18 protein-coding genes and 1 tRNA gene are annotated in these 19,280 nt (G+C 39.6%); 9 read left to right on the top strand and 10 right to left on the bottom strand.

The genetic code is table 11. From position 1 onward, the window contains the following. Nucleotides 1–52: 52 nt before the first annotated feature. Complete coding sequence (locus tag FTV17_RS06035) at nucleotides 53–553, top strand: hypothetical protein (RefSeq protein WP_373687190.1); 501 nt, start codon at nucleotides 53–55, stop codon at nucleotides 551–553. A gap of 137 nt (nucleotides 554–690) precedes the next feature. Here FTV17_RS06035 and FTV17_RS06030 read toward each other — a convergent pair whose 3' ends face one another. Then, nucleotides 691–1,590, bottom strand: a complete 900-nt coding sequence (locus tag FTV17_RS06030) for an NADP-dependent oxidoreductase (protein WP_179998582.1) — start codon at nucleotides 1,588–1,590, stop codon at nucleotides 691–693. 391 nt (nucleotides 1,591–1,981) lie between these two features. Between FTV17_RS06030 and FTV17_RS06025 the strand changes: the two genes are divergently transcribed. Beyond that, nucleotides 1,982–2,875, top strand: coding sequence for a hypothetical protein (locus FTV17_RS06025; protein WP_179998581.1), 894 nt, complete (start codon nucleotides 1,982–1,984; stop codon nucleotides 2,873–2,875). A 74-nt stretch (nucleotides 2,876–2,949) separates the two neighbouring features. On the opposite strand, the gene gatB is transcribed toward FTV17_RS06025, so the two are convergent. Genes gatB through gatC form a run of 3 tightly spaced genes read right to left on the bottom strand, consistent with a single transcriptional unit; the run spans nucleotide 2,950 to nucleotide 6,263 of the window. Further along, the gene (gene gatB / locus FTV17_RS06020; RefSeq protein WP_179998580.1) at nucleotides 2,950–4,425 is read right to left on the bottom strand and encodes an Asp-tRNA(Asn)/Glu-tRNA(Gln) amidotransferase subunit GatB; all 1,476 of its coding nucleotides are present in this window, start codon (nucleotides 4,423–4,425) and stop codon (nucleotides 2,950–2,952) included. Next, entirely contained in the window at nucleotides 4,425–5,903 is a 1,479-nt protein-coding gene (gatA, locus tag FTV17_RS06015; protein WP_179998579.1) for an Asp-tRNA(Asn)/Glu-tRNA(Gln) amidotransferase subunit GatA, read from the bottom strand. Before gatA ends, gatB begins: the two co-directional genes overlap by 1 nt. Before the next feature lie 45 nt (nucleotides 5,904–5,948). Next, nucleotides 5,949–6,263: an Asp-tRNA(Asn)/Glu-tRNA(Gln) amidotransferase subunit GatC gene (gatC, locus tag FTV17_RS06010; RefSeq protein WP_035269791.1), complete on the bottom strand. Its 315-nt coding sequence runs from the start codon at nucleotides 6,261–6,263 to the stop codon at nucleotides 5,949–5,951. A gap of 133 nt (nucleotides 6,264–6,396) precedes the next feature. Here gatC and FTV17_RS06005 point away from each other — a divergent pair, with 133 nt between their 5' ends. The 6 genes from FTV17_RS06005 (at nucleotide 6,397) to FTV17_RS05980 (ending at nucleotide 11,176) form a co-directional block, all read left to right on the top strand. Continuing rightward, on the top strand, nucleotides 6,397–7,443 hold the full coding sequence (locus FTV17_RS06005; RefSeq protein WP_035269793.1) for a rod shape-determining protein: 1,047 nt from the start codon (nucleotides 6,397–6,399) through the stop codon (nucleotides 7,441–7,443). Between the two features lie 30 nt (nucleotides 7,444–7,473). Beyond that, nucleotides 7,474–8,331 (top strand): rod shape-determining protein MreC, encoded by an 858-nt coding sequence (mreC, locus tag FTV17_RS06000; RefSeq protein WP_035269796.1) that lies wholly within the window; start codon nucleotides 7,474–7,476, stop codon nucleotides 8,329–8,331. Then, nucleotides 8,318–8,812: a rod shape-determining protein MreD gene (gene mreD / locus FTV17_RS05995; protein ID WP_179998578.1), complete on the top strand. Its 495-nt coding sequence runs from the start codon at nucleotides 8,318–8,320 to the stop codon at nucleotides 8,810–8,812. The genes mreC and mreD overlap by 14 nt, the downstream gene beginning before the upstream one ends. After that, the gene (locus FTV17_RS05990; protein WP_179998577.1) at nucleotides 8,800–9,366 is read left to right on the top strand and encodes a Maf family nucleotide pyrophosphatase; all 567 of its coding nucleotides are present in this window, start codon (nucleotides 8,800–8,802) and stop codon (nucleotides 9,364–9,366) included. The genes mreD and FTV17_RS05990 overlap by 13 nt, the downstream gene beginning before the upstream one ends. A 51-nt stretch (nucleotides 9,367–9,417) precedes the next feature. Beyond that, nucleotides 9,418–10,872 (top strand): ribonuclease G, encoded by a 1,455-nt coding sequence (gene rng / locus FTV17_RS05985; protein ID WP_035269804.1) that lies wholly within the window; start codon nucleotides 9,418–9,420, stop codon nucleotides 10,870–10,872. Between the two features lie 136 nt (nucleotides 10,873–11,008). Then, nucleotides 11,009–11,176, top strand: coding sequence for a PA1571 family protein (locus FTV17_RS05980; protein ID WP_179998576.1), 168 nt, complete (start codon nucleotides 11,009–11,011; stop codon nucleotides 11,174–11,176). 52 nt (nucleotides 11,177–11,228) lie between these two features. On the opposite strand, the gene FTV17_RS05975 is transcribed toward FTV17_RS05980, so the two are convergent. Continuing rightward, nucleotides 11,229–12,683: a wax ester/triacylglycerol synthase family O-acyltransferase gene (locus FTV17_RS05975; RefSeq protein ID WP_179998575.1), complete on the bottom strand. Its 1,455-nt coding sequence runs from the start codon at nucleotides 12,681–12,683 to the stop codon at nucleotides 11,229–11,231. Between the two features lie 166 nt (nucleotides 12,684–12,849). Continuing rightward, the gene (locus FTV17_RS05970; RefSeq protein WP_035269807.1) at nucleotides 12,850–13,584 is read right to left on the bottom strand and encodes a phosphoadenylyl-sulfate reductase; all 735 of its coding nucleotides are present in this window, start codon (nucleotides 13,582–13,584) and stop codon (nucleotides 12,850–12,852) included. 198 nt (nucleotides 13,585–13,782) lie between these two features. Here FTV17_RS05970 and thrH point away from each other — a divergent pair, with 198 nt between their 5' ends. Next, nucleotides 13,783–14,400, top strand: a complete 618-nt coding sequence (gene thrH, locus FTV17_RS05965; protein ID WP_035269809.1) for a bifunctional phosphoserine phosphatase/homoserine phosphotransferase ThrH — start codon at nucleotides 13,783–13,785, stop codon at nucleotides 14,398–14,400. Between the two features lie 51 nt (nucleotides 14,401–14,451). Here thrH and FTV17_RS05960 read toward each other — a convergent pair whose 3' ends face one another. The 4 genes from FTV17_RS05960 to FTV17_RS05945 form a co-directional block, all read right to left on the bottom strand. Further along, nucleotides 14,452–15,639: an OmpP1/FadL family transporter gene (locus FTV17_RS05960; RefSeq protein WP_179998574.1), complete on the bottom strand. Its 1,188-nt coding sequence runs from the start codon at nucleotides 15,637–15,639 to the stop codon at nucleotides 14,452–14,454. 294 nt (nucleotides 15,640–15,933) lie between these two features. Continuing rightward, on the bottom strand, nucleotides 15,934–17,298 hold the full coding sequence (locus FTV17_RS05955) for an outer membrane protein transport protein (protein ID WP_179998573.1): 1,365 nt from the start codon (nucleotides 17,296–17,298) through the stop codon (nucleotides 15,934–15,936). Between the two features lie 335 nt (nucleotides 17,299–17,633). Beyond that, nucleotides 17,634–18,920, bottom strand: coding sequence for an OmpP1/FadL family transporter (locus FTV17_RS05950; RefSeq protein ID WP_179998572.1), 1,287 nt, complete (start codon nucleotides 18,918–18,920; stop codon nucleotides 17,634–17,636). A 218-nt stretch (nucleotides 18,921–19,138) separates the two neighbouring features. Next, nucleotides 19,139–19,214: transfer RNA gene (locus FTV17_RS05945), tRNA-Arg, on the bottom strand. Between the last annotated feature and the right edge of the window lie 66 nt (nucleotides 19,215–19,280).

Raw genomic sequence — 19,280 nt, 5'->3', positions numbered from 1 at the left:
TCAGGATGTGATACAACAAAAACATAATGACAACGATGAAAATTGAGTTTAAGTGATGACATTAAAAATGAATAAAACTGCTTTACGTACACTGTGTGCATCGGCTTTGATCATGGGCGTATCGACATTTTCGAATGCGGGAGCAGCTGTAGATCAATTGAGTGATTGTTTGGTCAAGTCGACGACCGCTGCTGATAAAACGACAGTACTACAGTGGACATATTCAGCACTGTCTACTCATCCTGATTTAAAAGGCTTTAGTAATGTCAGTGCTGAGCAACGTACTGCATTGGATCAAAAGTTAGCGCAAGTCTTGCAACGTGTGATCGTAGAGCAATGTTCAACACAGACTAAAGCGGTGATTCAAGCTGAGGGTATTCAAGCTGTTGGTGAAAGTTTCCAAGCATTGGGTCGTAGTGCAGGGGAAGAAATCATCAAAAACCCTGAAGTGAATAATCAGCTGAAAGGGGTGGTGCGTTATATTGATTTAAATAAATTGGTGACAACATTCCTTACCCCTGATATTTGGAATAAGCTTGGGATCACTCGTTAATCTCTGATTTAAATAAATCGTAAGAATATACATAATTTAGCGATTGATGAATGTAGGGTGGCGTTACTCAACATCATAATTCAAACTAGAAAAAAGGCAGGATGTTATCCTGCCTTTTCACATTGTACGCACAGAAATTATTTGAATAACAGTACACTTTTACCTTGCGTATGACCCTCTAAAATGTCTCGGTAGGCTTGCTGTGCTTCAGTAAAAGGATATTCACGACTGACTGTCCAATTGAAGGTGTTATTTGCAACGCCTTCGACCACATGTTTTAAATTGGAAACATTACGTTTAACCCAGACCGCTTGAATTTTAGCGGATGACAGTTTGCGTCCTGCAATCGTACCCATAAATCCGCCATTTTTCACTGTAGCCAATGAGGCTTGAGTGGCATCTTCGTTGCCTGCCATATCAATTGAAGCATCAAATTGATCTGGATGGGCTTGTTTCAGACGCTCAATCAATCCTTCGCCGTACACGACAGGAATCGCCCCTAAACTGCGGATATAGTCTTGGTTTTTTGCTGATGACGTTGCTACGACGGTAATGCCGCGACTCACTGCCAATTGAATGGTGATCGAACCCACACCACCTGATCCTCCGTGTACCAATAAACATTGCATTGGACCAATTTCATCTAAAATGGTCATGGCAGTTTGAGCTGCTCCTGCAATCGAGCCTGCAATCGACCATTCTAGATTTTTTGGTTTTGCGACTAAATTGGCGAGAGGAACGTCTATCACTGTGGCATGGGTAAATGCTCCACCAGAACCCAACACTTCGTCACCGACTTTCCATACACTGTTTTCAGGTACTTCTACGATTACTCCAGCAAATTCAGTTCCAAAGGTTTGTGGAAGTTGTGCATGTTTGAATTCACCTGTCATGCGACGTGCATCAATGGGGTTAATCCCTGCGGCTTTGACTTGGATGCGTGCCATGTCAGGGTTTAATGGTGGGAGTGTGTAGTCTGTAAACTCAAGGACTTCGGGTTGTCCGTAGCTTTGTGCAAGGAGAATTGTACTGTTCATTTTTATGTGCCTAGTGATCAATGTATGGATTGATTATAGGCAGGGGGTGTAAATGCTTTGAAGGACTAAAAATAGGACAGTGTTTTCTTTTATTTTTTGTTTTACCTCTCCCTTGCGAACTCAAAATATATTTTGAGGATTCTCATCACTTGCGCTTCGATTTAAAAGCAATGCTTTAAATCTTGCTTAATAAATTAATAAAACCTCTCCCTAGCCCTCTCCTTTAAGAAAGGAGAGGGAACTTCATTGCGAAACTTTCATCGATATTCAATCAGATGTCGCTCCCTCTCCCTGTGGGAGATGGTTTGGGCGAGGGTAATAAAAATATAATTAACTAGTTAATTATTAGTAATTTAGATATTATTTTAAGAAAATATTTTTGGTTAATAGTATGAATAAAAAAATTGATCTTCAAAATGGGGAAGAAATATCTTTAAAAGATCAGAAAGCTACTAAACAGACCTGTGGCATCATTATGCCAATCGCAGCAATGTCTACTGAGTACACCGCTGATCATTGGTCTGATGTACGCCATATATTACATAAAGCCATTGAGAAAGCAGGTTTTATTCCTCGTATCGTAAGCGATTCAGAGGAAAGCACAGTTATTCATGGCTCAATCATTAATAATATTTACAACGATGCAATTATTGTTTGTGATGTAAGTAATAAAAATGCAAATGTAATGTTTGAATTGGGAATGCGATTAGCATTTAACAAGCCTGTTGTGATTGTCAAGGATGATAAAACAGACTATTCATTTGATACAGGGAATATTCAGCACGAGCCTTACAGAAAAGATTTAAGACATAGTACAGTTGAAAAGTTTATTGATGATTTAAGTAAAAAGATTTTAAAAACTTATGAAGCATCTCAACGAGAAGATTATCAATCATTTTTAAGCTATTTCGGAAAGTTCGAAGTAGCTAGGGTTGAAAACAAGTCTATTGGTGAAAGTGAAGCCATCGAAAAAGTTTTAAATAAAATGACCATTTTGGAATCACAAATTAAAAACTTAAATCATATTAATTCAGATAATCGTGATGCTATTCTAAGTACTGATAATTTAATTATTGATTATAAACTGCAATACTCTGACAAGTTAGCCACTATACTTAATATGATTGAAAGTAGAATTCCTTTAATTTCTGAAGCAAGTTATTCTTTTGAAAAAGAAAGATTTTACATAAATTTTAACGATAAAATATCAATTAATTATGCAAAAAAATATAATTCATTGATTTTAGATATTATTAAGCATAATGATGATGATTTGCCGTTCTAGCTTATGGTATTTATCAATATTACGTTTAAAAAAACCCGCTCTAAAGCGGGTTTTCTTTTTAAGAATGATTAGCCTTAACCAATCAACTTCTTCATCAATTCATTCACTTGCGCAGGGTTGGCTTTACCTTTCGCTGCTTTCATTACTTGACCCACAAGACCGTTGAAAGCTTTCTCTTTACCAGATTTATACTCTTCAACCATCTTCTCATTGGCAGCAAGCACTTCTTTAATAATCGCTTCAATTGCGCCTGTATCAGTTTCCTGTTTCAAGCCTTTTTCAGCGATAATCTCGTCCGCAGTTTTGCCTTCTTCCCACATAAAGCCGAATACTTGTTTCGCGATCTTACCGTTAATGGTGTTGTCCACAATACGTGCAATCATACTGCCAAGTTTCTCAGCCGTTACAGGAGAGTCAGATAATTCTAAGCCAGCTTTGTTTAAAGCACCTGAGAATTCACCCATCACCCAGTTTGCAGCAATCTTACCTTGTGCAGCACCGCCCGCAGCTTTTACGACTTCTTCATAAAACTCTGACATTTCACGAGTTAGCGTCAATACGTGAGCATCGTACTCAGTTACACCAAAGTCTGCTACGAAACGTGCACGACGTGCAGCAGGAAGCTCAGGCATAGTCGCTTTAATCGCTTCAATTTGTTCATCTGCAATGATAACAGGCAACAAGTCAGGATCAGGGAAGTAGCGGTAATCGTTCGCTTCTTCTTTAGAACGCATTGAACGTGTTTCCATCTTCACAGGGTCGAACAAACGAGTTTCTTGGTCGATGGTGCCATCCCATTCCAGGATTTCCATTTGACGTTCAATTTCAACATTGATCGCTTGTTCAATGAAACGGAATGAGTTTAAGTTTTTCAATTCACAACGTGTACCGAATGGTTGACCCGGACGACGCAGTGATACGTTACAGTCGGCACGGAATGAACCTTCTGCCATGTTGCCGTCAGAAATACCTAACCAACGTACAAGCGTGTGAATCGCTTTAATGTAGGCAACTGCTTCTTCAACCGAACGCATATCTGGTTCAGATACGATTTCAAGCAATGGCGTACCTGCACGGTTTAAGTCGATACCTGACATGCCTTCAAATTGGTCATGGATCGATTTACCTGCATCTTCCTCAAGGTGCGCACGTGTCACGCCAATGCGTTTAACTGTGCCATCTTCAAGTTGGATGTCGATATGACCCAAGCCCACAATCGGGTTGTCCATTTGGCTGATTTGGTAGCCTTTTGGAGAGTCAGGGTAGAAATAGTTTTTACGTGCAAATACTGACGCTTGGTCGATGTACGCATCGATACCCAAACCAAAGCGAATCGCAAGATCAACCACTTCTTTGTTCAATACAGGCAGTACGCCCGGCATTGCCAAATCAACAAGGCTCGCTTGTGTATTTGGGTCTTGACCAAATTCAGTTGAAGAACCTGAGAAGATTTTAGATTTAGTCGCAAGTTGAGTATGGATTTCGATACCAATAACGACTTCCCAACCATCAATCAAATTTGACTTAGGTTTTGCATTGTTCTTCGCCATTATACATTCTCCTCAGCAATTGCAGCGCGTTTGGTGTGCCAATCAGTTGCTTGTTGGTATTGGTGCACCACAGACAACAATTGAGATTCTGACCAGTAGTTACCAATCAACTGTAAGCCAACAGGTAAATTATTTTGATCAAAACCAACAGGCGCGTTAATCGCAGGAAGACCTGCAAGGTTGACCGCGATGGTATAGATATCGCCCAAGTACATTTCAACTGGAGAAAGGTTTGCACCAATCTTATACGCCGTTGTCGGCGCAGAAGGCGCAGCAATCACGTCAACAGACTCGAATGCTTTTAAGAAATCTTGTTGGATTAAACGACGTACTTTTTGTGCTTTGACGTAGTACGCATCGTAATAACCTGCAGACAGCGCATAAGTACCAATCAAAATACGGCGTTGAACTTCAGCACCAAAACCTTCAGAACGAGAACGTTTGTACAAATCCATGATGTCTTTTGGATCTTCACAGCGGTAGCCATAACGTACGCCGTCAAAACGTGACAAGTTAGAAGATGCTTCAGCAGGGGCAATCAGGTAATAGGTTGGAACATAAGCTTCAGTCATGTTGAGGTCAATTTCAACAAGCGTTGCGCCCATTTCTTCCAATTTTTTTAGAGATTCTTCAACACGTGCTTTAACGTCAGCAGCTAAACCTTCAACATTAAAGTACTGTTTAGGAATACCAATGCGTAATCCTTTTACAGATGTGCCGTTCAAGTTTGCAACGTAGTCATCAGCATCTTTTTGTACAGATGTTGAATCTTTTGCATCATGGCCTGCCATCACGTTCATAAGGTACGCACAGTCTTCTGCCGAACGTGCCATTGGACCACCTTGGTCAAGTGATGATGCATAAGCAATCATACCGAAACGTGATACACGACCATAGGTTGGTTTTAAGCCTGTAAGACCACAGAAAGATGCAGGTTGACGGATTGAACCGCCTGTATCTGTACCAGTCGCAAACGGTGCAAGGTCAGCTGCAACTGCCGCAGCCGAACCACCTGAAGAACCACCAGGAACACGGTCAAGTGCCCAAGGGTTCGCCGTTGCACCAAAGTAAGATGACTCTGATGTAGAGCCCATGGCAAATTCGTCCATGTTCACTTTACCTAAAGTCACTAGGCCCGCAGCTTTACCTTTCGCTACAACGGTTGCGTCGTACGGAGAGATAAAGTTGTCTAGCATTTTAGAACCGGCCGTGGTTTTAATGCCTTGCGTACAGAAAATATCTTTATGTGCAATAGGTAAACCAGTCAAAGTGGTCGCTGTACCTGCTTTGATCGCTGCATCAGCTGCATCAGCTTGAGCCAATGCTTGTTCAGCAGTCACAGTGACATAAGATTTGACTTGCGCATCAATTTTTTCAATACGGTTTAAATAGTGTTGCGTCAATTCACGTGAAGAGAATTTAGCGGTTGCTAAACCATCGATAAGTTCACGAACCGATAAGCGATGTAAATCTGTCATGAGAAAAATTCTTAACTAAAATTTAAATAGGGCAAAACTGAACAATTATTCAATTACACGTGGAACAAGATACAAACCGTCTTGCACAGCTGGTGCAACGGCTTGATAGTCATCACGATGGTTTTGTTCAGACACAGCGTCTTCACGTAATGGCTGCGGATGGTCAAATGGACTCTTTAGTGGCTCAACACCTTCGGTATCAATGCCTTTCAAGGTTTCCATCATTCCTAAAATTTTATTCAAACTTTGAGCATATTCAGCAGATTGAGTGTCATCCAAAGACAAGCGTGCTAAGTGTGCAATGCTTGAAACGGTTTGTGCATTTAAATCTGCAGATTGCTGAGCATCTGATGCTGACATGCTGTCTCACCTAATCAGTAATAAAAATATTCAAAATATCATGCGTTATAATAAGCGATTGACTTGTCCAAAGCATCACATTTAGTTAAAGTTGCCATCTTACGTCTATATAACGTTGAACTGAGAACGACCCGTGATTCTAAAACGACTAATTGGCTTGTTTTCGCCAGATCTAGCCATAGATTTAGGCACCGCTAATACACTAATTTATGCGCCAGGACGGGGCATTATATTAAATGAACCGACTGTTGTGGCAATTCGTCACAGTGGTTCACAAAAAATAGTTGCCGCTGTTGGCTTGGATGCTAAGCAAATGCTTGGTCGTACCCCTGCGAATATTTCTGCAATTCGTCCAATGAAAGATGGCGTGATTGCGGATTTCGAAGTCACTGAGACCATGTTAAACCAATTTATTGGTAAAGTGCATGAAAAGCGTCTTTTCCCACCAGCGCCGCGTGTTGTGGTGTGTGTGCCATGTAAATCAACTTTGGTTGAGCGTCGTGCGATTCGTGAGGCTGTATTCAATGCAGGTGCACGTGATGTACGTTTAATCGAAGAACCAATGGCAGCAGCGATTGGTGCAGGCATGCCAGTTGAGCAAGCGTGTGGTTCGATGGTCGTAGACGTGGGTGGTGGTACAACTGAAATTGCAATCATTTCATTGCAAGGTTGTGTCTATGCAGACTCATTACGCATTGGTGGTGATGTATTTGACGAACAAATTATTCATTATGTTCGTAAAGCACACGGTTGCGTCATTGGTGAAACGACAGCTGAAACCATCAAAAAAGAAGTGGGTATGGCACTTCCGGATGAAGATGGCAAAGTGCTAGAAATCGAAGTTCGTGGTCGTAACTTGGCGGAAGGCGTTCCGCGCGCAATTACGGTGACTTCTGATGAAATTACTCAAGCAATCACTGATCCATTGCAAAGCATTGTCTCTGCAGTGAAATCTGCGCTTGAACAAACACCTCCTGAGTTGTCATCAGATATCGCGGAGCGCGGTATTGTATTGACTGGTGGTGGTGCGTTATTACGTAACTTAGACAAGTTATTATCGCAAGAAACAGGTTTGCCAGTAGTAGTTGCTGAAGATCCGCTTTCTTGCGTAACACGTGGTGGTGGTAAAGTCTTAGAACTCTTTGACAATCCGAACCATGACATGCTGTTTGTTGGTTAATTTTCTGTAATTTAATTTAAGGACGAGGCGGTGCAACCGAATCTGTTTTCAAGACAACCGCCATCTTTTCGCTCTTTCATCATTGCAGTCATCGTGTGTTTGTTCGTGTTAATGTTTAATTGGCGTGCTCCACACTTGATTCAACCAGCAAGAGATGTCTTGTACGCGGCATACAATCCCATTTATGCCATTGCAAGTTATCCCGTTTTATCGAAAGAATGGCTCAGTCAACAAACCAAGTCTGAAGCGCAATTGCGTCGTGAGAATACTGCGATGCAGGCAGAGCTGCTTCAGGCTCAGGTTCGCCTTCAAAAACTCTCAGAACTCTCCGCTGAAAATACGCGCTTACGTGGATTATTGGATACGCCTTTGATCATTGACGGTCGTATGGAAATCTCTGAGGTGATCGGCACAGATGCTGATCCGTTACGTCATATCATTATCATTAACCGTGGCGCTGCCAGCCAACTGCGTGTCGGGCAAACGGTGTTGGATGATAACGGTATCATGGGGCAGATCATCAATGTTTATCCGCACAGTAGCCGTGTCATGTTATTGTCTGATAAAGAACACTCCTTATCTGTACGTCTTGAAAACTCTGGCATGCGTGCCATTGTGTCAGGCACTGGTGATTTAGGTCGTCTGAAAATGGAATATGTACCGACCAGCGCTAACGTCAAAGTCGGGGACAAGGTGTATAGTTCAGGTTTAGGACAACATTTTCCTGCGGGTTATTTGGTCGGAACAGTATCCAAAGTTAAGCGTGAAAATACCGGTGAGTTTGCGCAGATAGACGTGAAACCTGCAGCTCAGTTAGCAGGTGGACACCATGTGGTGGTACTGTTCTCAGACTCGTTAGCCATGGAGCAACCTCATGCTCAGCGCTAAAAAAATATCATCAGTTAAAACACGTGATCCACTATGGATCATCGTGCTTTCAATCATTATTGGTTCAGTTTTGGTGGTGTATCCTCTGTCTTATACATTGGCAGGATGGCGACCGCTGATCATGTTGATGATTACGGTGTATTGGATCTTGCTTCAACCGACATGGTGTGGCGTTTGGTTTGCTTTTGCAGTCGGATTATTTACCGATTTACTGCTTGATGCACCCCTTGGATTACATGCGTTAAGCTTCGTTTTACTAACATTTGCCATTCGTTGGTTTGTGCGTGAACGCCGTTTAATGACGTTTGGAAATACTTGGGCAATCGCTAGTGTTGCTATATTGGGACATTTGATTTATGTCCTTTTTGCGCAAATTATTTCCGATATGCAATTTTCGATTACTCGTCATTGGCAGCCACTAATGAGCAGTATTTTAACTTGGCCCATCTTGTATTATTTGCTTCGAAAATGGCGAATTTAATCCTGGCGTCGAGCTCTCCTCGACGTAAAGAACTGCTTGCACAGCTTGGACTTAAATTTGATATTTTTAGTCCAGAAATCGATGAGTCTGTACATGATGGTGAGCAAGCGCATGATTATGTTCGACGTTTGGCAGAACAAAAAGCTCAGGTTGTTTTAGCACAATTTACAGATGCGGTGGTCATTGCCGCAGATACAAGCCTCAGTTTAGATGGACAGATTATTGGCAAACCTGACTCGAAGCAACATGCGTTTGAAATTTGGCAATCCTTGTCAGGGCGTCAGCATGAAGTTCTCAGTGGCCTTTGTGTGGCTTCACAACATAAAACAATAAGTACAGTAGTGAGCACAAAGGTTGATTTTCAATCACTCAGTCATCATGATATGGAAGAATATTGGTCAACTGGGGAACCTGTAGGAAAAGCAGGGGCTTACGCAATACAAGGAATCGCCGCAAAGTTCGTTCCTCGTATCGAAGGTAGCTACACCAATGTGGTGGGTTTGCCTTTACATGAAACATCACAGTTACTGAATCAAATATTGAAAAATGGTTAAGGCACTAAATTAACCTTTTAAAAAATTTTTATAATGTTTTGAGTGTTTTTTATGTCTGACGAGTTGTTGATTAACGTCACCCCCATGGAGTGTCGGGTGGCGTTAGTTGAAAATGGGACGGTCAACGAATTATTTGTTGAACGCAACGCTAAACGTGGTTTAGTCGGGAATATTTATAAAGCCAAAGTGGTCCGTGTATTGCCTGGTATGCAAGCGGCATTTGTAGACATTGGCTTATCTCGTACTGCTTTTTTACATATCAATGACATGATTTGGCCTCGTAATCAACCGACGCCAAATGTATTTGATCTTCTGCAACCGGGTCAGATTCTGACAGTGCAGGTGATGAAAGATATGTTAGGCACGAAAGGTGCGCGTCTAAGTACAGATCTTTCTATTCCTTCTCGCTATTTGGTGATGATGCCTTATGGACATCATACTGGCGTGTCTCAGCGAATCGAATCAGAAGAAGAGCGTGATCGTTTACGTTCGATCATTGAGCGTATTCAAGCTGAACATAAGTTACCCGGCTCTGTCATTGTACGAACTGCAGCAGAGGGGATCGAAGAAGCCGCTATTGCGCAAGATATGGCGTATTTGGCAAAACTTTGGGAATTTATTCAGCGTAAACAAAAAAGTGTCGTGGTGCCATCACTTATCTTTGAAGAGCTACCACTTCCTCAACGTATCATCCGTGATCTGGCAAATGAAGATACGGTAAAAATTCAAGTCGATTCAAGAGAGGTGTTTGGCAAGCTACAAGAGTTCGTGGCTGAGTTTGTACCAAATATGGTTGATCGTCTGAAACATTATCCTGGTGAGTGTCCGATATTCGACTTATACAATGTTGAAACAGATATTCAAAAAGCACTGCAAACACGTGTTGCATTAAAGTCTGGTGGTTATCTCATGATTGATCAGACAGAAGCCATGACCACTATTGACGTCAATACAGGCTCATATGTAGGTGGACGCTCTCTTGAGGACACCGTCTTTAAGACCAACATGGAAGCGACACAAGTCATTGTGCGTCAACTCAGACTGCGCAACTTAGGTGGAATTATCATTATTGACTTTATTGATATGCAAGAGGCCTCACACCGTGATGAAGTGCTTAAGCAATTTGAAAAAGTCTTAGAACGTGACCATGCAAAAACTAAAATCACCCAAGTGTCTGAGCTTGGCTTGGTAGAAATGACGCGTAAACGGACGCGTGAATCACTTGAACATTTGTTATGTGAGTCTTGTCCAACGTGTCAGGGACGTGGTTATGTGAAAAGTGCCGAGACTGTTTGTTACGAAATCTTTCGAGAGATATTAAGATATGCCCGAGATTTTGAGTCTCAGACTGACTTTACTGTCGTTGCGCATCCATCCGTTGTGGATCGATTATTAACCGTAGAAGCTGCGGCTGTCTCTGATTTAGAGCATTTTGTGAAACGTGTCATTAAGTTCCAAGTCGAAAATTTATACACGCAAGAGCAATACGATATCATTTTGAATTGAAATTGTAACAGAATATCGTTAAACACTTGTTACAACTGGGATTTTACATTCGTTCTCGATTTCTCAATACTTAAGAAATCAAATCGAATAGCCAAAGACAACGATGTTGTCTTAGCAAAGTGAGGTCAAAGTGGGTATGAATTTAACGGAACAATTAGCGGGTAGCCATCGTCAAATTGTGGATTCAAACAAAAGCGCTTGCTTGATGCTCAACGATCAAGGTGAAGAAGTTCGAGTTACACAAGCGATGGTCGTTTCGCTCTGTCAGCAATTAATCAAGCAGTGTCGTAATATTAAACATTAAGGGGCCTTTTTAAAGCCCCTTAATTTTATTGTAAATATCGAAATATACAGCCTTAAGCTGGTTTTTCATTTGCAACTTCTATATCCGCTACTACTTGTTTCTTCGCCGTACCACGCTTTGTCGTCTTTTTCATAATCTGTGGTTTTTCATCTTCAGGTAGACCCACAATTTTTTCAAATCGTTGAATCTCATCTTCTAAATGGGTCAATAAGTTTTGCATCTTAGGCAAAGCATTTCGACATGCGGTTAAACCGACTTCCAATTTATCCATATAACTGGTCATTGTGATATTCAACGCTTGACCATCAAGTACGATAGAAGCAGGGTAGAGTGCGTCCAAACGTGCACCATTCCAGTATAACTGCTCTTTAGGCCCTGGTACGTTAGAAATAACGAGGTTAAATGCCTGACGTTTAGGTGCTAAACCAGAGATGATATTTAAACCGGCTGGACCATATACGAAGGCACTATAGTTGAGAATCTGATCTGAAGTCATTCGTTTGAATTTTTGTTTCGCATTCATTACGCTACGACGAATAAGATCGAGTCGTTCTAATGGATCGGCTTTATGTGTCGCTAAGTTCGCCAGAATCATCGTAATACGATTTGACATATCTGAATCATCCGTACGAACTGAGACAGGAACCATAGCGATTAATGGTTTCTCTGGTAAAGCACTTTGACTGATTAAGTATTCACGCAAAGCACCAGAGCAAATCGCGAGAACAATATCGTTAATGGTCACACCCAGTGATTTTGAAATATGGTTGAGGCGCTTAAACTCATATGACTGAGCAGCGAAACGACGCGATGAGCTGACTTTTTGATTCAGAATACTACTTGGGGCTTGAAAACTAGATACATAGTCCGGATTACGTCCCATATCCTTAAAGACAGTTTCAGACAGCACTTTGAATACACCCGGTGTAGACTGCACTTGACCTTTCAAATTAGACAAGATTTGTTTTGCACGGCTTACTTTAGGTGTTTTAAGTCGCTTAGCACGCGGACCTTCAACACACCATGGTGGAACGATACTACGTGCATTTGGATCATGAGAGAGTGATTTTTCAATCAAACGCATGCCAGCAATACCATCGACCATCCCATGATGTATTTTGAAATACATGGCGAAACGATTGCCTTCAATGCCCTCAATGATATGACACATCCATAATGGCTTAGCTCGATCAATTAATGAACTGTGCTCTTGGGAAATGTAGGTGAGTAGCTCACGAATACGACCAGGATGTGGCAGAGCAATATGTCTGAAGTGATGATCAAGATCGAATTCGGTGTCTGTGTCCCAAAACAGTCCGTTTAATTTATTATTAAACGGAGGAATTGGAATAGATTTTGAGTTACGAATATCTGCCACTAAGTCTTGGATAAAGGTTGGTGGCGCATCTTCTGGAATTTCAAATAAAAATAATCCGCCAACATGCATCGGCTGTTGTCTTTTTTCCAAAGATAAGAAAATAAAATCAAGCGGGTGTAATGGGCGCATAGTCTAGGTTTGCCTCACTGCAAATTTCTAAAATCGTTTTTTAGAATTATCAATCCAAGAGATCAGTATAGACGTATTTGTTGGAGGGGGCATAAATTTTTTTAATGAATGGTCAGTACAAAAAAGCCACTTTAAATCAGTGGCTTAAAACTTTGTGAGACAGTTTTTACTTTTTTAAATTACCTGAATGTAAACCACATTCTTTATGCGTTGCTTCTTCCCACCACCAACGACCTTCACGCTCGTGCTGATTTGGAAGTACTGGACGCGTGCATGGTTCACATCCAATTGAAATAAAACCTTTTTCATGCAATGGATTATAAGGAATTTCCATCATGCGAATATAATTCCAAACGTCAGCACTCGTCCAATTCGCCAAAGGGTTGTATTTAATGAGTTGTTTCCCTTCACCTGAAAAACCTAGATCAGCTTGAATCACTGGAATTTCAGTACGTGTTCCTGGACTTTGATCTTTACGTTGACCCGTGATCCAACCATCAAGTGTTGCTAACTTTTTACGAAGAGGTTGAACCTTACGGATACCACAACACTCTTTATGATCATCTTGATAAAAGCTAAACAGTCCTTTTTCATTGACCAGATTCTGAACTGCTTCAGCTTCTGGGAAACATATTTCAATGTTGATATTATAGTGTTTACGAACAGTCTCAATAAATTGATAAGTTTCTGAATGCAAGCGACCTGTATCAAGACTAAACACGCGAAAAGGTTTACCTAAATTGGCAGCCATATCAATCAATACAACATCTTCAGCACCTGAAAATGAAATGGCAATTTCACCTGTTTGATTTAAAGCTAAGGCTATAATTTCAGAAGGGGATTTATCTTCATACTCTGATGCAAGTGCATCAATTAAATCTATGCTTGGAATGGTAGTCATGAGAATCCTGGCGATATAGGCTTGGAAACAACAAGTCCTATATTAAAATATTTGATGTATATTTTAGTTGAATTCAGAGATTTATCTTATGAAATAAAAATAAATACTTATGAATAAAATAGATTTAAAAAATTACATCGATATTCAACAATCTTCGGCTATGATATTGCAAATTTTATTAATGCTGAGGGCAGTATCATGGAAATCGTTTGTCTAGATCTTGAAGGCGTTTTGGTTCCTGAAATTTGGATTAATTTTGCAAAAAAAACAGGAATTAAAGAGCTTGAAGCAACAACTCGAGATATTCCAGACTACGATGTGCTCATGACTCAGCGTTTAAATATTCTTAAACAGCATGGTTTAGGTTTAAATGACATTCAAGCTGTTATTGCAGATATGGGACCGTTTGAAGGCGCTAAGGAGTTTGTCGAGTGGGTACGTACTCATTTCCAACTCATCATTTTATCTGACACATTCTATGAATTTGCTCATCCATTGATGAAGCAGTTAGGTTGGCCTACGATTTTCTGTCACAAATTAGAAACTGACGAAAATGGTATGATTACAAATTATAAACTACGTCAACCTGATCAAAAACGTAAAGCAGTGCAAGCTTTACACGGTTTAAATTTCCGTGTAATTGCTGCAGGCGACTCGTATAACGATACTACGATGCTCGGTGAAGCAGATCAAGGTTTCTTATTTGATGCGCCGGATAATGTAATTGCAGAATTCCCACAATTTCCTGCGATTAATGGTTATGCTGCATTGAAAGAAGCGATCCGCAACGCTTCTGTACGTGATATTCCAGCCTAAGTTATTACTTTGAAAAAAGGACGCTTTAGCGTCCTTTTCTTATAATAATTGTTAGAATCGATACCCGATTTTCATGCCATAACCTAATGCATAATTGTTGCTGAATTCTCCAACATTTATGCCACCCGTTTGTGCAGTTGCATCGCCTAACCAGAAATATTTAACACCAGCTTGAATAAAGCTTTGCTGTGATGGGTTGAATTGACCACCTAAGCCTACACTCCAATAACCTTCAGTTGGACCTAAAGTGGTTACAGGGTTTCCAGCTCCAGAGTCATAGCCTACAGTTGTGGTTGCTGCCCATTGATCATTAAATTTATGTGCAACACCTAAGGTTGCAGAGTACTGATCATCGGAATACGAAATGAGGTCCTGTCCAACTAATCCAAGTAATTTAGGTGTAACCGTAAATTGATCCCAATGAACCCAACGCAGGTTAGCAAACGCCAAAGTGTTTGTTGCAATTCCAGACTGTAAATCAATATTTACAGATTGTGGAGTAACTGCTTCAGTTACTGCAGCGATCTTATCTAATCTATTAAACTCAGGCTTTTTTAATGCATCGGCGTAAAGTGGAAGGAGCGAGGTTTCATTCGACTGAGCTTTGTGTTTAATCTCAGAGCGATAAGTGATAGATGCTTTTAATGCAATTTTTGGAATTTGGTATGCAGTACCTGCAATCCAGCCGTAGGCTTCTTTTTGGTCTACATGGATGTTATAGCCATTTAAGACTTGGTATGCACTACCTTTTAAATTGATATCAGCTTCAACTGTTTGCCATACTGGACCAGCATAAAAATTCCAATTTTCAGTGGGTTGATAGCCAATGAGTGCAGTTAAATTTTGTGTCTTAACTTCAACTGATGTACCACTTAAACTATTGCCAAATGATTGATTTTTAGCATCGTATAATGCATCTGCACCAAAAGGCTGATCGTAAATTAATCCTAAAGAAACTTGGTCAGTAATCTGTAGTTTAAGAGCAGTGTTTACAAAATAATAATCACTGCCCATATCGGTAATTTTTTCACCTGTTAAATCCTGACCAGTGATTTTATTAATCACTGTGGAAGAACCTTTAACGGTGGGATCTAAAACAGAAATGCCAGCTTCTGCATAATTACCTGATTGGAGAAATGCTGAAATCGACTGACCTGAACGATCTAATCCTGCGGCGTAAATTGAAGTTAAAGGGAGCGTAGATAATAAGACTGAGTATGAAAGTGCTTTAAATTTCATGATGTTCATCCATGAATGCATATGGCGAAAAAATTGCATGAAAAATAACATAAATAAAAAAAGAGTAAATACTCGGAAATGTTTGAAATATAATCAAATTTATGTGGCTTAAATATCAAGTTATGAGATTAAATAATTATGTCCATGTTTTTAAAAAATATTATTGAGCAAAAAAGGAATTGTAGTTTGAGCCGTTTTCTTATTTTAAATGATGATATAACAGGCAATTAATTTATACTTGTATAAAAATAAAAAAAGACCACAATCAAGTGGTCTTTTTTTATTGACTAATGATTAGAATTTATAGCCGATTTTAAGACCATAAGCTAAAGCGTCATTGTCTTCAAACTTTCCTGCTGCGCTATGTGCACCTGTCTGAGCATCAGCATCACCTAACCAGAAGTATTTAACACCACCTGCAATAAACGTAGCTGGAGTAGGGCTATATTGAAGACCTAAACCTACGTTCCAATAACCTTCTGTTGGTCCAAGTGTCGTTACAGGATTGCCTGCACCTGAATCCCATCCAACTGAAACATTACCAGCCCATTGCTCGTTAAATTTACGACCTACACCTGTTGTTACAGACCATTGATCTTTAGAATAATCAACTAGGTTAAATCCATTAGGTTTGCCTAAAGATGGTAATAATCCACCAGCAAGCTCTGATAATTGACCAAATTTATGAGGGCGTATAGAGAAACTTGACCAGTCTACCCAACGGATATTAGCGAAAGCAACCGTGTTAGCCATAATGCCAGATTGTAAATCTAAATTTACAGATTGTGGTGTAGTGATTTTAGTTTCACCAGATGAATTAAGACCTGCCAAAGCTGAACCTGGTAATGCTCCAGAAGCCACAAGTAAAGAACCTAGAGGCGCAATGAGAGGAATACTTTCATTAACATTGACTTTATGATCAATTTCGGAACGATAAGTAATCGATGCTTTAAGCGCAATCTCAGGAATTTGATATGCTGCGCCAGCTAACCATCCAAAGGCATTGTCTTCAGGAATATCAGCATCATAACCATTAAATAAGCTATATGCTGAACCACGAAGTTTTACGTTACCTTTAACTGTTTGATAGACTGCACCACCATAAAAGTTAAAATTTTCTGTAGGTTGGTAGCCTAAAATTAGTGATAAGTTTTGAGTATCAACTTCGACAGATGTGTTTCCAGTTATTTGAGTTCCTAAACCGATTGCAACTGGTAATCCAGTAGACGGATCTGTGATTACAGGTATACCATTAAAGCTTCCTGTTGGATTAGCAGTCACTACTGGTAATCCATTTGTCAAAGCAGTTCCAGGTAATACACCATCGGCTGGGCTAGCGACAAAATTATTTGTTCCTGTGTATTCAGCATCTGCACCAAAAGGTTGATCATATAAAAGACCCACTGAAATATTATCAGTCGCTTGTATTTTTAATGCTGCGGTAGGGAAGTAGTAATCACCAGCCATATCACCAGTGTAATTACCAGATAAGTCTTTACCAGAGACAGATGGATCTAAAATTGAGATGCCAGCTTCGAAGTAATTTCCTGGTTGAAGGAATGATGAAATAGATTGTCCAGAACGATCTAATGCAGCAGCAAAAGTGCCTGATGATGCTAAACCGAATAATACAGCAGCTGATAATTTTGTTAATTTCACTTGAATTTTCCCTGATCTTCTTCAATGAATTATTTTGTATTTTCCAATTGAATTGAGGATTAGTTATCTTAAACTGATCCTAAATCTTATGTTCACAAAATAACACATTAAGAATCAGAGTAAATACTCTAAGAAAATAAATTTATAATTGAATTTTAATTCTGATAAAAATAATAGGAATTTTATTTTTATATAAATGATTGAATTAATTAGTTATTTAATTTTGAATGACACTATCTTATTGTTAATACGTAAATGAACTATACAGTCAGTCAATGTCATTCATGATTAAATAAAAAAGAGCACTTAAGTGCTCTTCAAAAAATGAATAGAGTTTAGAAACGATAACCCATTTTTAAACCATATGCCCAAGCATTGTTATCTTCAAAATTACCGACATATTTGCCAACAGAACGAGCTTCAGCATCTCCTAACCAAAAATATTTGACGCCTCCACCGATAAAAGTTGCTGGAGTAGGACTAAACTGTGCACTTAATCCGACATTCCAATAACCTTCAGTTGGACCAAGTGCAGTTACAGGATTACCAGCACCTGAATCCCAGCCGGCAGAAATAGCACCACCCCATTTTTCATTAATTTTTCGCCCAACACCAACTGTGGCAGACCATTGATCTTTATCATAATCGATAATATTTTGTCGTTGACCTGATAATAATTGGGTAATACTTCCAAATTTATCAATATCTATACCATAGCCACCCCATTCGACCCATCGTACATTTGCAAAAGCAACTGTATTGGCCATAATGCCAGTTTGGAAATCTAAATTAACGGATTGAGGTGTGGAGATTTTAGTTTTTTCTGAATCAGAATTAAGTAGTTTGTTTCGTAAACTATTTGCTGCTAATGCTTGAGCTTTATCTTCTGCAGAAATAGGCAGAGAACTTACCACTTGCTCAAATGTAAGTGTCCCGTTTGCTAATGCCACTAGTCCATCAATTGTTGCAACTTGATTGTTAATTACACCAACGACTAAATTTGAATTTTCAGTAGTGTCGAGCTCATGATCAATTTCAGATCTATAAGTCAAAGACACTTTTAATGCAATTTCTGGTATTTGAAAAGCTGCTCCTGCTAACCAACCGTAGCCTTCATCACGTTTAAAAGTTGAATTATAACCAATACTAGATAGTGTTAAGTTGCCTCTCACATCTTGATATACACCGCCTGCATAAAAGTTCCATTGTTCATTAGGTTGAAAGCCGAAAAGAGCAGTAATATTATTTGAATTAACTTTTACATTAGTGCCTGCAAGTGGCCGATTACCTAAGGCTCCATCATCAGGAATCATACCATCTGTATAAGTTGCAGATGCCCCAAATGGCTGATCGTATAGAATACCGAAAGAGAAATTTTCGTTAAGTTGTAATTTCAAAGCTGCGCTTGGAAAATAATAATCATCACCCATATCACTAATTGGACCCAATTGATTTTTTCCAGATACATCAGGGTCAATAATGGAGATACCAGCTTCAAAGTAGTTATTTGGTTGTAAAAATGCTCCTATCGATTGACCTGAGCGATCCATAGCGGCTGCATAAGCCCCAGAAATCGGTAATAAAGCAAATAATACAGATGCACTGATGGTTTTTAATTTCATGTTATCTATCCTTAGATAATGTGAATTTTTAATTTAATAGAATTGTTTTAGTTATTTCCTTAAGAGCTGATAAATAAACGATTTATTCTAAAATGTTTATTTTTTACTCTATAAACAACATATCATAAACGTAAGGAGATGCAACAAAAATTTGACTGAAATGACATTATTTTTTTATTTTGGGTCAATTTGTTTGATAAGTGTATTAATCTAAAAAATGGTGCGCCCTGCGGGACTCGAACCCACGCCGGTCACTTAGGAGGCAACTGCTCTATCCAGTTAAGCTAAGGACGCAGACAAATCTGATCAAATAAATTATTGAAAAAAAGTTATTGCTCAGCAATAACTTTTTTTTAATGC

Source organism: Acinetobacter sp. YH12239 (assembly GCF_013417635.1).
In the GTDB taxonomy this organism is placed as follows: domain Bacteria; phylum Pseudomonadota; class Gammaproteobacteria; order Pseudomonadales; family Moraxellaceae; genus Acinetobacter.
This window is presented reverse-complemented; position numbering and strand designations above follow the sequence as displayed.